Genomic DNA, 14,695 nt, shown 5'->3' on the forward strand with positions numbered 1-14,695 from the left:
GCTGCCTCCTTCCTGTGTGATTCGAGGGCTCGGCATTATACGGGGCCGGTCGCGGGACTCAAGGGCGCCGTCACTCGCCAAAGGCCTCGCGGTAGCTGTCCGGGGCCAGGTCCTCGAAGCGGGTGTACTTGCCGATGAACGCCATGTGCACGGTGCCGATGGGGCCGTTACGCTGCTTGCCGATGATCACCTCGGCCAGCCCCTGGTTGTCGGGGTTATCCGGATTGTAGACCTCGTCACGATAGACGAAGCCGATGATGTCGGCATCCTGCTCGATGGCCCCGGACTCGCGCAGGTCCGACATCACCGGGCGCTTGTTGGGGCGCTGCTCCAGCGAGCGGTTGAGCTGGGAGAGCGCCACCACCGGGCAGCCGAACTCCTTGGCCAGCCCCTTGAGCGAGCGGGATATCTCGGAGATCTCGCCGGTGCGGTTCTCGGAGAAACCGGGAATCTGCATCAGCTGTAGGTAGTCGATCATGATCAGCGACAGGTTGCCGTGCTCGCGTACCACCCGGCGGATCCGCGAGCGCATCTCGTTGGGCGAGAGCGCGGCGGTGTCGTCGATGAACAGCTGCTTGTCCTTGAGCAGATTGACCGCCGAGGTCAGCCGCGGCCAGTCCTCGTCCTCCAGCTGGCCGGTTCGCACCCGGGTCTGGTCGATGCGCCCCAGCGAGGAGAGCATGCGCAGCATCAGCGAGTCCGCGGGCATCTCCATGGAGAAGACCATCACCGGCCTGTCGCTCGAGATCACCGCATGCTCGACCAGGTTCATGGCGAAGGTGGTCTTGCCCATCGAGGGCCGGCCGGCGATGATCACCAGGTCCGAGGGCTGCAGCCCCGAGGTCATCTCGTCCAGGTCGCGGAAGCCGGTGGAGAGTCCGGTCATCTCGCCCTGCATGTTGAACAGCTCGTCGATGCGATCCACCGCCTTGGTCAGCAGCTCGCTCATGCCGATCGGCCCCCCCGACTTGGGGCGCTCCTCGCTGATCTGGAACACCAGCCGCTCGGCCTCGTCGACCAGCTCGTCGGCGGGGCGCCCCTGGGGGCTGAAGGCGCCGTCGGCGATCTGGCTGGCCGCGCGGATCAGCTTGCGCAGGGTGGCGCGCTCGCGAACGATGTCGGCATAGGCACGGATATTGCTCGCCGAGGGCGTGTTCCTGGCAAGCTCCGCCAGGTAGGCCAGCCCCCCCACCGTATCGAGCTGATCGCGCCCCTCCAGCGCCTCGGAGAGGGTCACCACGTCCAGCGGGCGCCCCGCCTCGGCCAGGCCGGCCATGACGTTGAAGATCAGGCGGTGCTCGTAGCGATAGAAGTCATCCGCCACCAGGCGGTCTGCCACGTTGTCCCAGGCCTGGTTGTCGAGCATCAGGCCACCGAGCACGGACTGCTCGGCCTCCAGCGAATGCGGCGGCACCTTGAGGGCGGCGGTTTCCCGGTCGAGGGTGAGGGGTTCGTTCATGGTGCGCGGACCTTCAGGGGAAAGGGGCAGGCTCATTCTACGCGATGGCTCGCCCCGACCCCATGGCCGAGGCAGGACGAGGCCGCGAATTCATGGCACGACGCAGGACACGAAAAGGGGGCAAGGATTCACTCCTCGCCCCCTCCCTGTCGAGGCACGCCCGGCGGGCGTGCCGTCGCGCTGGCCTTACTCGGCCACGACCACCACACGCACGGTGGCATCGACTTCGGCATGCAGGTGCAGGTCGATGTCGTACTCGCCGGTCTGGCGGATCGGGCCCTGCGGCATGCGCACTTCGCTCTTGGCGACCTCGATCCCGGCGCTGGAGATGGCCTCGGCCAGGTCACGCGGACCGATCGAGCCGAACAGCTTGCCCTCGTCACCGGCCTTGGAGACCAGCGACAGTTCGATGTCGTTGAGCTGTTCGGCACGCGCCTCGGCCACGGCCTTGCGCTCGGCGGCCTGGGCCTCGAGCTCGGCACGCTGGGCCTGGAAGGCCTCGATGTTGTCCTTGGTGGCCGGCACGGCCAGGCCGTAGGGCACCAGGTAGTTGCGGCCGTAGCCGGGCTTGACGGTGACCTGGTCACCCAGACCGCCCAGCTTGCCAATCTTGTCGAGCAGAATGACGTCCATTCTCGTAAACCTCTTGTCAGTGGCTGCGGGCCAGTCGTCCGCGAAAGTCCGCGAACGTGTCGATGAAGGCCGCGAGCAGCACGATGAGAATCATGGGCCAGGTGGTGATCAGCAGCACATAGAAGGCGACCAGCCACAGCCCGTTCATTCCCTTCAATCCGATAAAACCATGCACCAGCGCGATGCCGGCCACCAGCAGCGGCACCCAGGCCAGCATGCCCAGGGCCGGGAGCGCCAGCACGGCCCCCAGCGCTCCGAGCACCACCAGCACGGCGAGCTCACGGGGCGCCAGGCGCAGGCCGTGGAACTCCTCGCGGAACCCGCCGGGGTTGTAGAGCCCGGCCTGCCAGCCGCGCGCCAGGGCCAGGCAGGCCACGGCGGCGAGCAGCACGATCAGCGCGGTCACGCCGCTGATCAACAGGCCGGCCAGCTGCTCGGTGTCCATGCCCTGGCGGGAGAGCTCGGCGAGCATCGCCGCGATGTCCGGCGAGCCCTGGCGCAGCTGCTCCAGCACCGGACCCGCGCCGCCCGGCGGCAGGAAGATGTCCAGCTGGATCATCGCTGCCCCGGCCAGGGTGCCGGCGAGGAGTGCCTCGCTCCAGCGCAGGCGGGCGCGCAGCACTACCGCCATCAGCACGACCAACAGGACACTGGCCAGCGGGATGACATCCCCCTGGGTCCACCACCAGCCGGCCGGCACGGCCGCGGCGATGATCACCGGCAGCGACGCGGCCAGGCCGTGTCGCAGGGTGACCAGGCCTGCCACGGCGGCCCCCAGCCAGAACAGCCAGGGAATCGCGGTGGCCACGGCCGCCCCGGCGGCGGCGTGGGGCGTGCCGCGCATCATCCAGCGGGCGACGGACAACATCACGCGCGGTGCTTTACTGGTGGCTGTCGGTGTAGGGCAGCAGCGCCAGGTAGCGTGCCCGCTTGATCGCGGTGGACAGCTGGCGCTGGTAACGGGCCTTGGTCCCGGTAATGCGGCTGGGAACGATCTTGCCGGTCTCGGTGACGTAGGCCTTGAGCGTGTCCAGATCCTTGTAGTCGATCTGCTTCACGCCTTCAGCGGTGAAACGGCAGAACTTGCGGCGACGGAAAAAGCGTGCCATGGGAAGACTCCTTCAGAGGTGCGAGGGGATGGCTCAGGCGGATTCGGTGCTGCGCGGCTTCTCGTCGCGACGCACACGCTTCTCTTCCACCGGCTTCATCATCGGTGAGGCCTCGGTGACGGCTTCCTTGGCACGAACCACCAGGCTGCGGATGATGGCGTCGTTGAAGCGGAAGATGTTCTCGATCTCATCGAGGGTCTCGCCGCTGCACTCGACGTTCATCAGCACGTAGTGAGCCTTGTGGATCTTGTTGATCGGGTAGGCCAGATGGCGACGGCCCCAATCCTCGAGGCGATGCACGGTGCCGCCGTTCTCGGTGACGAGGCCGGTATAGCGCTCGACCATGGCCGGGACCTGCTCGCTCTGGTCCGGGTGGACCATGAAGACGATCTCGTAGTGACGCATGGGATCTCCTTGCGGTTTGGCAGCTTCCACAATGGCGAACTCGTATCGCTCAGGGGAAGCAAGGAGTGATTGTCAAAAGACGGCTTGTCAGAAGACAGGAAGACCCGCTCGCAGGACGAGCGGGCGCAAGCATTCTAATGATCCAGGGCCCGACTGGCAAGGCGGGCGTATCTCAGACCCTCGCCTGGCGCTGGCGCACCGCCTCGAACAGGCCGATGCCGGTGGCCACCGAGACGTTGAGGCTGGAGACGCTGCCGGCCATGGGCAGCTTGACCAGGGTATCGCAGGCCTCGCGGGTGAGGCGCCGCATCCCCTTCCCCTCGGCCCCCATCACCAGCGCCGTGGGGCCGGTGAAGTCGGCCTCGAAGAGGCTCGCCTCGGCCTCGCCGGCGGTGCCGGTGATCCAGACGCCGAGTTCCTTGAGCCTGGCCATGGCGCGGGCCAGGTTGGTGACCTGGTAGACGGGCATGCTCTCGGCGGCCCCGCAGGCCACCTTGCGCACCATGGCATTGAGCGGCGCCGCCCTGTCCTTGGGCACGATCACCCCGTGCACCCCGGCGGCATCGGCGCTGCGCAGGCAGGCACCGAAGTTGTGCACGTCGGTGATGCCGTCGAGCACCAGCAGCAGCGGCGGCTCCTCGTGCGGCCAGCCCTCGAGCCTCAGCCACAGCGAGGTCTCGCCCTCGAAGGCGAGCGGCGTGGCGAAGGCGATGATGCCCTGGTGGGCGGCGCCCTGGGCGAGGCGGTCGAGCTCGTCCCGGGGGCGCGAGTGGAGACGTGCGCCTCCCAGGCGGGCCTGCTCGACCAGCTCGGCCAGGCGCGCACCCGCACTGCCCTCCTGGACCCAGACCTCGCGGGGCACCTCGCCGCGGTCGAGCAGCGCCCGCACCGCATGCACGCCGAACACCGCCTCGAGCCCCCCGGGCGGTGCCGGCGCGCGAGGCGCCTCCCTTCCCGAGTGTCGACGGGCCCTGCTCTCCTGTCCCGGCCCGCCGCCGTGTCGGGGCTTGCGACCTGCCGCCATCAGCCGCGGGCCCTCGAGCGCCGCGGGCCACGCCGGCGCCGCCCGCTCTTGCCCGACTTGTCACCGGGCTTGCCGCCACCCGACTCGGCCGGCTTGTCGCCCCCGCGGCGCTTGCGCGGCGTCCGCTTGGGGCGCGGCTTGTCGTCGGCCAGTTCGAAGTCGATCTTGCGCTCGTCGAGGTCGACGCGGGCCACCTGCACGGTGACGCCATCGCCCAGGCGATAGCTCATGCCGCTGCGCTCGCCCTTGAGGCGGTGCTTCTCGGGCTCGTAGTGGTAGTAGTCGGAGGGCAGCGAGGTGACGTGTACCAGCCCCTCCACGTACACCTCGTCGAGGCGCACGAAGATGCCGAACTGGGTCACCGAGGCGATGCTGCCGTCATAGACCTCGCCGAGCTTGTCGGACATGAACTCGCACTTGAGCCAGTCCTCCACGTCGCGGGTGGCGTCGTCGGCACGCCGCTCGGTCATCGAGCAGTGCTCGCCGAGCTCGAGCATCTGCTCGAAGGTGTAGGGCGCCCACTTGCTGGGCGGCTCCACGCCAGCCCCCTCGGCACGCAGCACCGTATTGGTCTGGCGCGGGCCACGGATCACCGAGCGGATGGCGCGGTGGACCAGCAGGTCCGGGTAGCGCCGGATCGGCGAGGTGAAGTGCGCATAGGCCGGATAGGCCAGGCCGAAGTGACCGTCGTTCTGCGGCGAGTAGACCGCCCGGCTCATGGAGCGCAGCATCACCGTCTGGATGACGTCGGCATCGTCACGCCCCTTGATCGCCTCGGCCAGGTCCCGGTAATCCTGGGGGCTGGGGTCATCGCCGCCGCCGAGCGACAGGCCCAGTTCGTTGAGGAACAGGCGCAGCTTGTCGAGGCGTTCCGGCGAGGGCTTCTCGTGGATGCGATAGAGGGCCGGCAGGTCGTGCTTGTCGAGGAAGCGCGCCGTGGCCACGTTGGCAGCCAGCATGCACTCCTCGATGATCTTGTGGGCATCGTTGCGCGAACGCGGCACGATCTTCTCGATCTTGCGCTCCTCGTTGAAGATGATGGCCGTCTCGGTGGTCTCGAAGTCGATGGCGCCCCGCTCCACCCTGGCCTCGCGCAGCAGCGTGTAAAGGGAGTGCAGGTTCTTCAGCGACGGCACCAGCTCGCGGTACTCCTCGCGCAGGGCGTCGCCCTCCTCCCCCTGGTCGTCGAGGATCGCCGCCACCTTGTTGTAGGTGAGGCGCGCATGGGACTGGAACACCGCCTCGTAGAAGCGGTAGCGGCTGATCGCCCCGCTCTGGGAGATGTTCATCTCGCAGACCAGCGCCAGGCGGTCGACGGCCGGGTTCAGCGAGCAGAGCCCGTTGGAGAGCAGCTCCGGCAACATCGGCACCACCTGGCCCGGGAAGTAGACCGAGTTGCCGCGGGTGATCGCCTCCTGGTCCAGGGCACTGCCGGGACGCACGTAGTGGGAGACGTCGGCGATGGCCACCAGCAGCTTCCAGCTGCCCGACTTGGTCTTCCAGGCACAGACGGCGTCGTCGAAGTCCTTGGCGCTCTCGTCGTCGATGGTCACCAGCGGCACGTCGCGCAGGTCGATGCGATGGTGCTTGTCCTGCTCGGCCACCTCGGCGGACATGCCGGCGATCTGGTCGTGGACATCCGGCGGGAACTCGGCTGGGATCTCGTAGCTGCGGATGGCGATGTCGATCTCCATCCCGGGATCCATGCGCTCGCCGAGCACCTCGGCCACCTCGCCCACCGGCTGCACCCGGGTCTCGGGCTGCTTGACGATATGCGCCGAGACCACCTGGCCATCCTGCGCCCCGCCGCAGGCGCTGTGGGGAATGATGATCTCCTGGGTAATGCGGGCGTTCTCGGGGATCAGCACGCCGAACTCGGGGGTGTTCTGGCGATAGACGCCGACGATGGTCTGGGTGTTGCGTGCCAGCACCTCGACGATGGTGGCCTCGTCGCGACCCCGGCGGTCGCGCCCGCTGACCCGCACCAGCACATGGTCGCCGTGGAAGACCCGGCGCATCTGCCTCGGCGGCAGCACCAGGTCGGGCTTCTTGCCGTCGTCGCGGAGCAGGAAGCCGAAGCCGTCACGGTGTCCCAGCACCTTGCCCTTGATCAGGTCGAGCTTGTCGATCAGCGCATAGGCCCCGCGGCGGTTGCGCAGCACCTGGCCATCGCGCTCCATCGCCGCCAGGCGCCGGCGCACCGCCTCCTGGAGCTCCTCGTCGTCGAGGCCCAGCTGCTGGCTCATCGCCTCGTGGGTGAGCGGCTTGCCGGCCTCCTCCAGGCGGGCGAGCAGGTATTCGCGACTGGGAGCGGGCTTGTCGTACTTGTGGGCTTCGCGCTTGGCGTGCGGATCGTCGCTGAGCGTCCAGTGGGTCATGCGGTGGGCATCCTTGGCGGCATCGGGAGCAGCGTGATCGAAAGGGCGCAGGGACGACGTCCGGCGCGTGGCATCTGGCATTTCGGGTCGATTGTCATGGGCGCAGTATAGCGCCGGTGCCCCCATCACCCAACCATGGCCGCGCCAGCGAGGCGTGACCGGCGACAAAAAATCCTGCACGACGGGACCCGTGACCCTTGCATCGCCGAAGGAATCCGGTACCATACGCCTCGCCTGCCCAGATGGCGGAATTGGTAGACGCGCTAGCTTCAGGTGCTAGTGTCCTTACGGACGTGGAGGTTCAAGTCCTCTTCTGGGCACCATCGATATCCGTCAGGCGGGATATCAGGGAGTCCGCTCCCACGCTCTTTGTCAGCTCGGATCGCTCGTGTTCGCCCAGGTGGCGGAATTGGTAGACGCGCTAGCTTCAGGTGCTAGTGTCCTTACGGACGTGGAGGTTCAAGTCCTCTCCTGGGCACCATCGCAGCAGCGATGGCCGCGAACACGACGACAGCATGATGCGCCCAGGTGGCGGAATTGGTAGACGCGCTAGCTTCAGGTGCTAGTATCCTTACGGATGTGGAGGTTCAAGTCCTCTCCTGGGCACCACTACTTCTCGCGTCATGCAGACGAGTCCACATTGCAGCCCCACAGGAAACCGCGACGCCAAGTTCGCGGTTTTTTTGTGCCCGCCGTTCAGAAGCGGCCGGGCAGCCTGGCCACGGCCTCGAGCCCCCAGCCCGCGGTCTCTACCTCGGCCTCGAGTGCCGCGGCGGCCGCCTCGGGCAGCTGCGGGAAGAAGTCCAGGCCGGTGCGCGCCTCCAGCTGATCGATGCTGACCAGGAAGTCGTCCAGCGGCTCGTCGCCCGCCACCCCCTGCGGCATGAGGAAGGCCAGGGCACGCGGCTCCTCGCCCGGCACCACCAGGATCTTGTAGAAGGCCTCGGGCACCTCCACCAGGCCGACCCGATTGAGCACGTTGTCCCGGAACGACGCCGGGAAGACCGGCCCGGTGATCACCTGGAGGGTACCGAAGCGTGGCACGAAGCGATCCATCACCACCTCTTCCAGGCGCTGCCAGAGGCGCCGGTTGAGCTCGGGCCGCTGGGGCGACATGTTGCTCATCAGGAAGGTATCGCGCTGCGCCGCCCTGCCATGGACCGAGGCGATGGCGTAGTTGGGGGCGAGATGCCCCCGGTCATAGCCGCTGCCGAAGTAGCTGTCCGGGGCGATCGGCCACAGGGCACGCCAGTCGCGCTGGAAGCCGGGGCGCGGCCCGGCGCCGGGGTCCTCGACCTGGTGCAGCACATAGCTGACCCACAGCGGATTGACCCTCACGTCGGACCACCCCACCAGGAAGCCGTCGTTGCGCAGCACGCGATGGAAGCTCAGCGGCGTGAGGTCCTGCCAGGTGGTGACGCCCTGCCAGCTGAGCCCGTCACGCAGCTCGCGCTCCTGGAAGTGCCAGAGCCCGGTGGCCACGGCCACGAACAGCGCCGTGATAGCGAAGCGTCGCACCTGGCGGCGCCAGCGGTTGGCGACGCGCCTTCGTCTTGCTGCCATGCCTGGCCCTTCCCTGTCCGATCATGCGGCGGGCACGCGGCCCGCGCCTTCCCTCACCAGCCCAGCGAGAACATGGTCTCCAGGTCGTGACGGGAGTGGACCTGCATGGCATTGAGCGTCTCGGTGTCGCGAATGCCCTCGACGGCATTGAGGCGACCGGTCACCAGCTCGGCCAGGCTCTCGAAGTCACGGGTGCGCGCGATGGCCACCAGGTCATAGCGGCCACAGGTGGAATAGACTTCGCTGATGCCCTCGACATCGGCCAGCCGCTCGGCCACGGCCTTCACCTGGCCCTTCTCGGCATTGATCAGAATCACCGCGTTCTGCATCGGACTTCTCCCTGCTCTTGGCGCTTGCGCGCACGTCTCGTTCTGCACCCGACCGGGCGGCCGCCGCAGCTGGCGCGAGTATAGCAGCGCCATCGAGGTCGCTGAACCGAGGGGCCGCCCGCGAATCCCGGGGCTCGCCTCAATGGCCGGGGCCTGTGCGGCGGATTGCCGCACAGGCCCCGGCCGGTTCGCGATCCCCCCACCAGTTTACTACCATTGTTTGGACGAACTCCGCAGGGACGCGCCTGTCGGATCAAGAGGTGGCGCGACCACCCGCCAAGAAGAAACGGGCACCCGCATGCCCACCGTGACCCCCAGACCCACCGTGATGACAAGGAGAGACCATGGCCGACCATAGCCGTCGTGACTTCATGCGCAACAGCCTGCTGGGCCTTGCCGCCCTGCCCCTCGGCGCCGGCATCCTGTCGAAGAGCGCCTTCGCCCAGGACCTGCCGCGTCTCGACCCGAGCGCCGAACAGGCCCAGGCCCTGAACTACGTCGAGAACGCCAGCGACGCCAGCGACCACCCGGCCTACGAGGAAGGCGAGCAGTGCGACAACTGCATGTTCTATCAGGCCGACAGCCAAGGCTGCCAGCTGTTCCCGCAGAACAGCGTCGAGCCGGGCGGCTGGTGCCAGTCCTGGACAGCCCAGGCCTGACCCGCCCTCACAGGAAGCAAGAGGGAATCCGAGACCCGCGCCATGGCGCGGGTCTCGTCGTTAGAACGCCTTAGTCACGGCGCTCCTCCTCGGGCAGCGGCCAGTGGTAGCGGCGCACCACCTCCTCGTCCTGCACCGACTCCAGCCGAACCGGGAAGCCCCACAGCTGGTGGAGGTGGCGGATGACCGGGTAGACGCTGCGCGCCAGCGGACGCCGACTGTCCTGGACGTGGCGCAGGGTCAGTGAACGGTCACCGCGGATGTCCGCCGAGTAGACCTGGATATTGGGTTCACGCACGGCCAGGGCGTACTGGGTGGCGAGGGACTCGCGGATGCGCCGATAGCCGCGCTCATCGTGGATCGCCGCCACCTCCAGCATCTCCTCCTGGTCGTCGTCGACCACCATGAACAGCTTGAGGTCGCGGATCACCTTGGGCGACAGGAACTGCTGGATGAAGGATTCGTCCTTGAAGTTCTTCATGGCGAACTCCAGGGTCTCCCGCCAGTCGCCGCCGGCGGTGTCGGGAAACCACTGCCGGTCCTCCTCCGTCGGCGCCTCGCAGATGCGCCGCAGGTCGGTGAAGATGGCGAAGCCCAGCGCGTAGGGGTTGATGCCGCTGAAGTAGGGGCTGTCGAAGGCCGGCTGGTTGACCACCGCGGTATGCGACTGCAGGAACTCCAGCATCAGCCCTTCATCCACCAGGCCCTCCTCATAGAGCCGGTTCATCAGGGTGTAGTGCCAGAAGGTCGCCCAGCCCTCGTTCATCACCTGGGTCTGGCGCTGGGGGTAGAAGTACTGGGCCAGCTTGCGCACGATGCGCACCACCTCGCGCTGCCAGGGGGCCAGCAGCGGGGCGTTCTTCTCGATGAAGTAGAGCAGGTTCTCCTGGGGCTCCGGGGGATAGCGGCCGCCCTCGTGAAGGCCCAGCGGGTCCTCCTCGTCGGCCATGCCGGGCAGGGCATCCCCGCGCGGGCGCCCCGGGATGGTGCGCCACAGGGTGTTGACCTGGGCCTGGAGGTGCGCCTCGCGCTCCTTCTGGCGCCGCGCCTCCTCGGCGGCGGAGACCGGCGAGGGGCGCTTGTAGCGATCGACGCCGTAGTTCTGCAGGGCGTGGCAGGCATCCAGCAGCTGCTCCACCGCGGCCACGCCGTGGCGTTCCTCGCACTCGCTGATGTACTTCCGGGCGAACACCAGGTAGTCGACGATGGAGGAGGCATCCGTCCAGGTACGGAACAGGTAGTTGCCCTTGAAGAAGGAGTTGTGGCCATAGCAGGCGTGGGCCATGACCAGCACCTGCATCATCAGGGTGTTCTCCTCCATCAGGTAGGCGATACAGGGGTCGGAGTTGATCACGAGCTCATAGGCGAGCCCCATCTGGCCGCGTCGATAGGCCTGCTCGACGGCCAGGAACTGCTTGCCGAAGGACCAGTGGTGATAGCCCACCGGCATGCCCACGCTGGCATAGGCATCCATCATCTGCTCGGTGGTGATGACCTCGATCTGATTGGGATAGGTATCCAGGCGATACTCGTCCGCCAGGCGTGCGATCTCCTCCTCGAAGGCGTCGAGGATCTCGAAGTTCCAGTCGGAACCGGTGGCGATGGGCTTGCGTCGGGTCATGCTGCCTCCTCGGGCCGCCTGCTCTGGTCGTCAAGTGCCGGCAATGCGGCGCTTGAACAGCTCGCGGAAGACCGGATAGATGTCCCCGGCCTCGACGATCTGGCGCATGGCGAAGCGCTCGGCATACTCGGCCTCCACCCGCTCGTACTCCTCCCACAGCGCCTGGTGGGCATGGGGAGTGATCTCCACGTAGGTGAAGTATTGCAGCCGCGGCATCAGGCGCTCGACGAGCAGGTCGCGACAGGTGATGGAGTCGTCGTCCCAGTTGTCGCCGTCCGAGGCCTGCGCCACGTAGAGGTTCCACTGCCCGGGCGGGTAGCGGGCCTCGATGATCTCGTCGACCAGCGTCAGGGCGCTGGAGACGATGGTGCCGCCGGTCTCCCGGGAGTAGAAGAACTCCTCCTCGTCGACCTCCTTGGCCGCGGTATGGTGGCGCACGAAGACCAGCTCGACCTTCTCGTAGTTGCGCTCGAGGAAGAGGTAGAGGAGCAGGAAGAAGCGCTTGGCGATGTCCTTGTGGGCCTGGGTCATGGAGCCCGAGACATCCATCACGCAGAACATCACCGCCTTGCTCGAGGGCTGCGGCTGGTCGACCAGGTTGTTGTAGCGCAGGTCGTAGGTGTCGATGAAGGGCACCGCCTCCAGACGCTTCTCCAGACGCTCGATCTCCTCCTTGAGCTCGGTGATGCGCGCCGGGTTACGCAGCACCGGGTCCTTGCGCTCCTCCTCGGCCAGCGCCTCCATGGCCTCGCGCAGGGCCCGACGGATCGGCGCCCGCATGGCGATCCGCCGGGCCTGGGCCTCGCGCATGGAGCGCACGATGTTGATGCGTGCCGGCACCCCCTCCTTCGACACCCCGGCACGCACCGGGCGCACCTCGTCGAGGTCCACCAGGTTCTTGCGCTCCAGGTGGGGCAGTTCCAGGCCGTCGAAGACGAAGTCGAGGAACTCCTCGCGACTCAGGGTGAAGGCGAACTCGTCCATGCCCTCGCCCTGGTTGGAGGCGCCCCCCTCCCCGGCACCATCACCCCCGCCCCCGCCGCCGGGGCGGCGCAGCCGGTCCCCCTCGACGAACTCCTTGTTGCCCGGCGCGATGATGGCGCGCTTGCCCCCCGGGCCGTGCTGGAAGACCGGCTCGGAGATGTCCCGGGAGGGAATCGAGACCTTCTCGCCGCGCTCCATGTCGGTGATCGAGCGCCGGTTCACCGCCTCCTCGACCGACCGCTTGATATGGGTGCGGTAGCGGTCGAGGAAGCGCTGGCGGTTGACCGCGCTCTTGTGCTTGGCATTGGCTCGACGATCGATGAAATAGGTCATGACGACCTCCTCGGCCTACTGCGACTTGCGGACCCGCAGGTACCACTCGGAGAGCAGGCGCACCTGCTTCTCGGTGTAGCCGCGGTCGACCATGCGTGCCACGAAGTCCTCGTGCTTCTTCTGGTCTGCCGTCGAGGCCTTGGCGTTGAAGGAGATCACCGGCAGCAGCTCCTCGGTGTTGGCGAACATCTTGTGCTCGATCACCCCCCGCAGCTTCTCGTAGGACTGCCAGCTGGGGTTCATGCCGTTGTTCTGGGCACGCGCCCGCAGCACGAAGTTGACCACCTCGTGGCGGAAGTCCTTGGGGTTGGAGATGCCGGCCGGCTTCTCGATCTTCTCCAGCTCCTCGTTGAGGGCCTGGCGGTCGAGGAACTCGCCGGTCTCGGGGTCGCGATACTCCTGGTCCTGGATCCAGAAGTCGGCGTAGGTGACGTAGCGGTCGAAGATGTTCTGGCCGTACTCGGAATAGGACTCGAGATAGGCCGTCTGGATCTCCTTGCCGATGAAGTCGACGTAGCGCGGGGCCAGGAACTCCTTGATGAAGCGCAGGTAGCGCTCGAAGGTCTCCCGCGGGAGCTGTTCCTGCTCCAGGCGCTGCTCGAGCACGTAGAGCAGGTGGACCGGGTTGGCCGCCACCTCGTGGTTATCGAAGTTGAACACTTTGGAGAGGATCTTGAAGGCGAAGCGCGTCGACAGCCCCTCCATCCCCTCGTCGACCCCGGCCGCATCGCGGTACTCCTGGATCGACTTGGCCTTGGGGTCGGTATCCTTGAGGTTCTCGCCATCATAGACCCGCATCTTGGAGTAGATGCTCGAGTTCTCCGGCTCCTTGAGCCGCGAGAGCACCGAGAACTGGGCGAGCATGCGCAGGGTATCCGGCGCGCAGGGCGCCTCGGCCAGCGAGGAGTGCTCGAGCAGCTTCCTGTAGATGTTGATCTCCTCGGTGACCCGCAGGCAGTAGGGCACCTTGACGATGTAGACCCGGTCGAGGAAGGCCTCGTTGTTGCGGTTGTTGCGGAAGGTCTGCCACTCGCTCTCGTTGGAGTGGGCCAGCACCACGCCGTCGAAGGGGATCGCGCCCATGCCCTCGGTGGGGTTGTAGTTGCCCTCCTGGGTCGCCGTCAGCAACGGATGCAGCACCTTGATCGGCGCCTTGAACATCTCGACGAACTCCATCAGCCCTTGGTTGGCCCGGCACAGCCCGCCGGAGAAGCTGTAGGCGTCCGGGTCGTCCTGGGAGTAGAGCTCGAGCTGGCGAATATCCACCTTGCCCACCAGCGAGGAGATGTCCTGGTTGTTCTCGTCGCCGGGCTCGGTCTTGGAGATGGCGACCTGGTTGAGCCGCGAGGGGTAGAGGCGCACCACCCGGAACTGGGAGATATCACCACCATACTCCTTGAGGCGCTTGGCGGCCCAGGGCGACATCACGCTCTTGAGGTAGCGCTGGGGGATGCCGTACTCCTTCTCCAGCAGTTCACCATCCTCCTCCGGGGAGAACAGGCCCAGCGGCGACTCGTAGACGGGCGAGTCCTTGATGGCATAGAAGGGGACCTTCTCCATCAGCAGCTTGAGCCGCTCGGCCAGGGATGACTTGCCGCCACCCACCGGGCCGAGCAGGTAGAGGATCTGCTTGCGCTCCTCGAGGCCCTGGGCGGCATGACGGAAGTAGGCGACGATCTGCTCGATGGCCTCTTCCATGCCGTAGAACTCGGCAAAGGCCGGATAGCGGCGGATCACCTTGTTGGAGAAGATGCGGGACAGCCGCGGATCCTTCGCGGTATCGATCACCTCTGGCTCGCCGATGGCCTCCAGCATCCGCTCGGCCGCCGTGGCATAGGCCACGGGCTCCCGGCGGCAGAGTTCCAGGTACTCCTGCAGGGTCATCTCTTCCTGCTGGACGCGAGCGAAGCGGTTCTGCACATGATCGAAGATGCTCATCGATGCCTCCTGTATGCCCGGTTCCCCGGCCACTCAGACAGGGTGGCGACAGGCCGGGGGGTGGGTCTCATCAGCGTAGACAGCATCAGCGGATAACGGTTTGCCTCACCAATCAACGCAGCCGAGCCCTCACCACTGAGAGCCCGGCGAGCACCACTGGGTTCATGAGGGATCGCGAAAGATTAAACGCTGAAACGACGCTGCCCGCCAGCGGGGGCCGACGGACAGCGGGCGGGAGCAGGCGGCCGACAACGTGGCCG

13 protein-coding genes and 3 tRNA genes are annotated in these 14,695 nt (G+C 66.9%); 4 read left to right on the plus strand and 12 right to left on the minus strand.

Features of this window, described 5'->3' with window-relative positions; translation table 11 throughout:
- Nucleotides 1–70 precede the first annotated feature (70 nt).
- From dnaB to rnr, 7 genes are all read right to left on the minus strand, one after another.
- Nucleotides 71–1,459 (minus strand): replicative DNA helicase, encoded by a 1,389-nt coding sequence (gene dnaB, locus P8934_RS14510; RefSeq protein ID WP_278031681.1) that lies wholly within the window; start codon nt 1,457–1,459, stop codon nt 71–73.
- Nucleotides 1,460–1,645: 186 nt separating this feature from the next.
- The gene (rplI, locus tag P8934_RS14515) at nt 1,646–2,092 is read right to left on the minus strand and encodes a 50S ribosomal protein L9 (RefSeq protein ID WP_106230584.1); all 447 of its coding nucleotides are present in this window, start codon (nt 2,090–2,092) and stop codon (nt 1,646–1,648) included.
- A 16-nt stretch (nt 2,093–2,108) separates the two neighbouring features.
- Nucleotides 2,109–2,960, minus strand: coding sequence for a hypothetical protein (locus P8934_RS14520; RefSeq protein WP_278031682.1), 852 nt, complete (start codon nt 2,958–2,960; stop codon nt 2,109–2,111).
- 13 nt (nt 2,961–2,973) lie between these two features.
- Entirely contained in the window at nt 2,974–3,201 is a 228-nt protein-coding gene (rpsR, locus tag P8934_RS14525) for a 30S ribosomal protein S18 (protein ID WP_013333281.1), read from the minus strand.
- Nucleotides 3,202–3,234: 33 nt separating this feature from the next.
- The gene (gene rpsF / locus P8934_RS14530) at nt 3,235–3,606 is read right to left on the minus strand and encodes a 30S ribosomal protein S6 (protein WP_040185479.1); all 372 of its coding nucleotides are present in this window, start codon (nt 3,604–3,606) and stop codon (nt 3,235–3,237) included.
- 172 nt (nt 3,607–3,778) lie between these two features.
- Nucleotides 3,779–4,630 carry a 23S rRNA (guanosine(2251)-2'-O)-methyltransferase RlmB gene (gene rlmB / locus P8934_RS14535; protein ID WP_278031683.1) on the minus strand — a complete coding sequence of 284 codons (852 nt, stop codon included), beginning with the start codon at nt 4,628–4,630 and terminating at the stop codon, nt 3,779–3,781.
- Nucleotides 4,630–7,008, minus strand: a complete 2,379-nt coding sequence (rnr, locus tag P8934_RS14540) for a ribonuclease R (RefSeq protein WP_278031684.1) — start codon at nt 7,006–7,008, stop codon at nt 4,630–4,632. The genes rlmB and rnr overlap by 1 nt, the downstream gene beginning before the upstream one ends.
- Before the next feature lie 236 nt (nt 7,009–7,244).
- Between rnr and P8934_RS14545 the strand changes: the two genes are divergently transcribed.
- The 3 genes from P8934_RS14545 (at nt 7,245) to P8934_RS14555 (ending at nt 7,617) form a co-directional block, all read left to right on the plus strand.
- Nucleotides 7,245–7,331: transfer RNA gene (locus P8934_RS14545), tRNA-Leu, on the plus strand.
- A gap of 71 nt (nt 7,332–7,402) precedes the next feature.
- Nucleotides 7,403–7,489 (plus strand) — tRNA-Leu (locus P8934_RS14550).
- A gap of 41 nt (nt 7,490–7,530) precedes the next feature.
- Nucleotides 7,531–7,617, plus strand: a tRNA-Leu gene (locus P8934_RS14555).
- 87 nt (nt 7,618–7,704) lie between these two features.
- Here P8934_RS14555 and P8934_RS14560 read toward each other — a convergent pair.
- Together P8934_RS14560 and P8934_RS14565 are read right to left on the minus strand one after the other, a co-directional pair.
- The gene (locus tag P8934_RS14560; RefSeq protein ID WP_278031685.1) at nt 7,705–8,571 is read right to left on the minus strand and encodes a DNA/RNA non-specific endonuclease; all 867 of its coding nucleotides are present in this window, start codon (nt 8,569–8,571) and stop codon (nt 7,705–7,707) included.
- 53 nt (nt 8,572–8,624) lie between these two features.
- A complete protein-coding gene (locus P8934_RS14565; protein WP_023004511.1) occupies nt 8,625–8,900 on the minus strand; it encodes an Lrp/AsnC ligand binding domain-containing protein in 276 nt (91 codons plus the stop codon).
- Nucleotides 8,901–9,244: 344 nt separating this feature from the next.
- Here P8934_RS14565 and P8934_RS14570 point away from each other — a divergent pair, with 344 nt between their 5' ends.
- Nucleotides 9,245–9,559: a high-potential iron-sulfur protein gene (locus tag P8934_RS14570; protein WP_133636403.1), complete on the plus strand. Its 315-nt coding sequence runs from the start codon at nt 9,245–9,247 to the stop codon at nt 9,557–9,559.
- Nucleotides 9,560–9,629: 70 nt separating this feature from the next.
- Here P8934_RS14570 and P8934_RS14575 read toward each other — a convergent pair whose 3' ends face one another.
- Genes P8934_RS14575 through P8934_RS14585 form a run of 3 tightly spaced genes read right to left on the minus strand, consistent with a single transcriptional unit; the run spans nt 9,630 to nt 14,435 of the window.
- Complete coding sequence (locus P8934_RS14575) at nt 9,630–11,180, minus strand: SpoVR family protein (RefSeq protein WP_278031686.1); 1,551 nt, start codon at nt 11,178–11,180, stop codon at nt 9,630–9,632.
- 30 nt (nt 11,181–11,210) lie between these two features.
- Entirely contained in the window at nt 11,211–12,497 is a 1,287-nt protein-coding gene (locus P8934_RS14580) for a YeaH/YhbH family protein (RefSeq protein ID WP_278031687.1), read from the minus strand.
- A 15-nt stretch (nt 12,498–12,512) separates the two neighbouring features.
- Nucleotides 12,513–14,435, minus strand: a complete 1,923-nt coding sequence (locus tag P8934_RS14585; RefSeq protein ID WP_278031688.1) for a PrkA family serine protein kinase — start codon at nt 14,433–14,435, stop codon at nt 12,513–12,515.
- Nucleotides 14,436–14,695 lie beyond the last annotated feature (260 nt).

The organism is Halomonas sp. CKK8, assembly GCF_029625235.1.
Lineage (GTDB): Bacteria > Pseudomonadota > Gammaproteobacteria > Pseudomonadales > Halomonadaceae > Halomonas > Halomonas ventosae.

What these genes read in the sequence shown, in the direction of transcription:
- P8934_RS14570 (WP_133636403.1), top strand. Translation starts at nt 9,245, where the DNA reads ATGGCCGACCATAGCCGTCGTGACTTCATGCGCAACAGCCTGCTGGGC.
- P8934_RS14575 (WP_278031686.1), bottom strand. Translation starts at nt 11,180, where the DNA reads ATGACCCGACGCAAGCCCATCGCCACCGGTTCCGACTGGAACTTCGAG.
- dnaB (WP_278031681.1), bottom strand. Translation starts at nt 1,459, where the DNA reads ATGAACGAACCCCTCACCCTCGACCGGGAAACCGCCGCCCTCAAGGTG.
- rpsF (WP_040185479.1), bottom strand. Translation starts at nt 3,606, where the DNA reads ATGCGTCACTACGAGATCGTCTTCATGGTCCACCCGGACCAGAGCGAG.
- rplI (WP_106230584.1), bottom strand. Translation starts at nt 2,092, where the DNA reads ATGGACGTCATTCTGCTCGACAAGATTGGCAAGCTGGGCGGTCTGGGT.
- rlmB (WP_278031683.1), bottom strand. Translation starts at nt 4,630, where the DNA reads ATGGCGGCAGGTCGCAAGCCCCGACACGGCGGCGGGCCGGGACAGGAG.
- P8934_RS14585 (WP_278031688.1), bottom strand. Translation starts at nt 14,435, where the DNA reads ATGAGCATCTTCGATCATGTGCAGAACCGCTTCGCTCGCGTCCAGCAG.
- rpsR (WP_013333281.1), bottom strand. Translation starts at nt 3,201, where the DNA reads ATGGCACGCTTTTTCCGTCGCCGCAAGTTCTGCCGTTTCACCGCTGAA.
- P8934_RS14520 (WP_278031682.1), bottom strand. Translation starts at nt 2,960, where the DNA reads ATGTTGTCCGTCGCCCGCTGGATGATGCGCGGCACGCCCCACGCCGCC.
- P8934_RS14580 (WP_278031687.1), bottom strand. Translation starts at nt 12,497, where the DNA reads ATGACCTATTTCATCGATCGTCGAGCCAATGCCAAGCACAAGAGCGCG.
- P8934_RS14560 (WP_278031685.1), bottom strand. Translation starts at nt 8,571, where the DNA reads ATGGCAGCAAGACGAAGGCGCGTCGCCAACCGCTGGCGCCGCCAGGTG.
- rnr (WP_278031684.1), bottom strand. Translation starts at nt 7,008, where the DNA reads ATGACCCACTGGACGCTCAGCGACGATCCGCACGCCAAGCGCGAAGCC.
- P8934_RS14565 (WP_023004511.1), bottom strand. Translation starts at nt 8,900, where the DNA reads ATGCAGAACGCGGTGATTCTGATCAATGCCGAGAAGGGCCAGGTGAAG.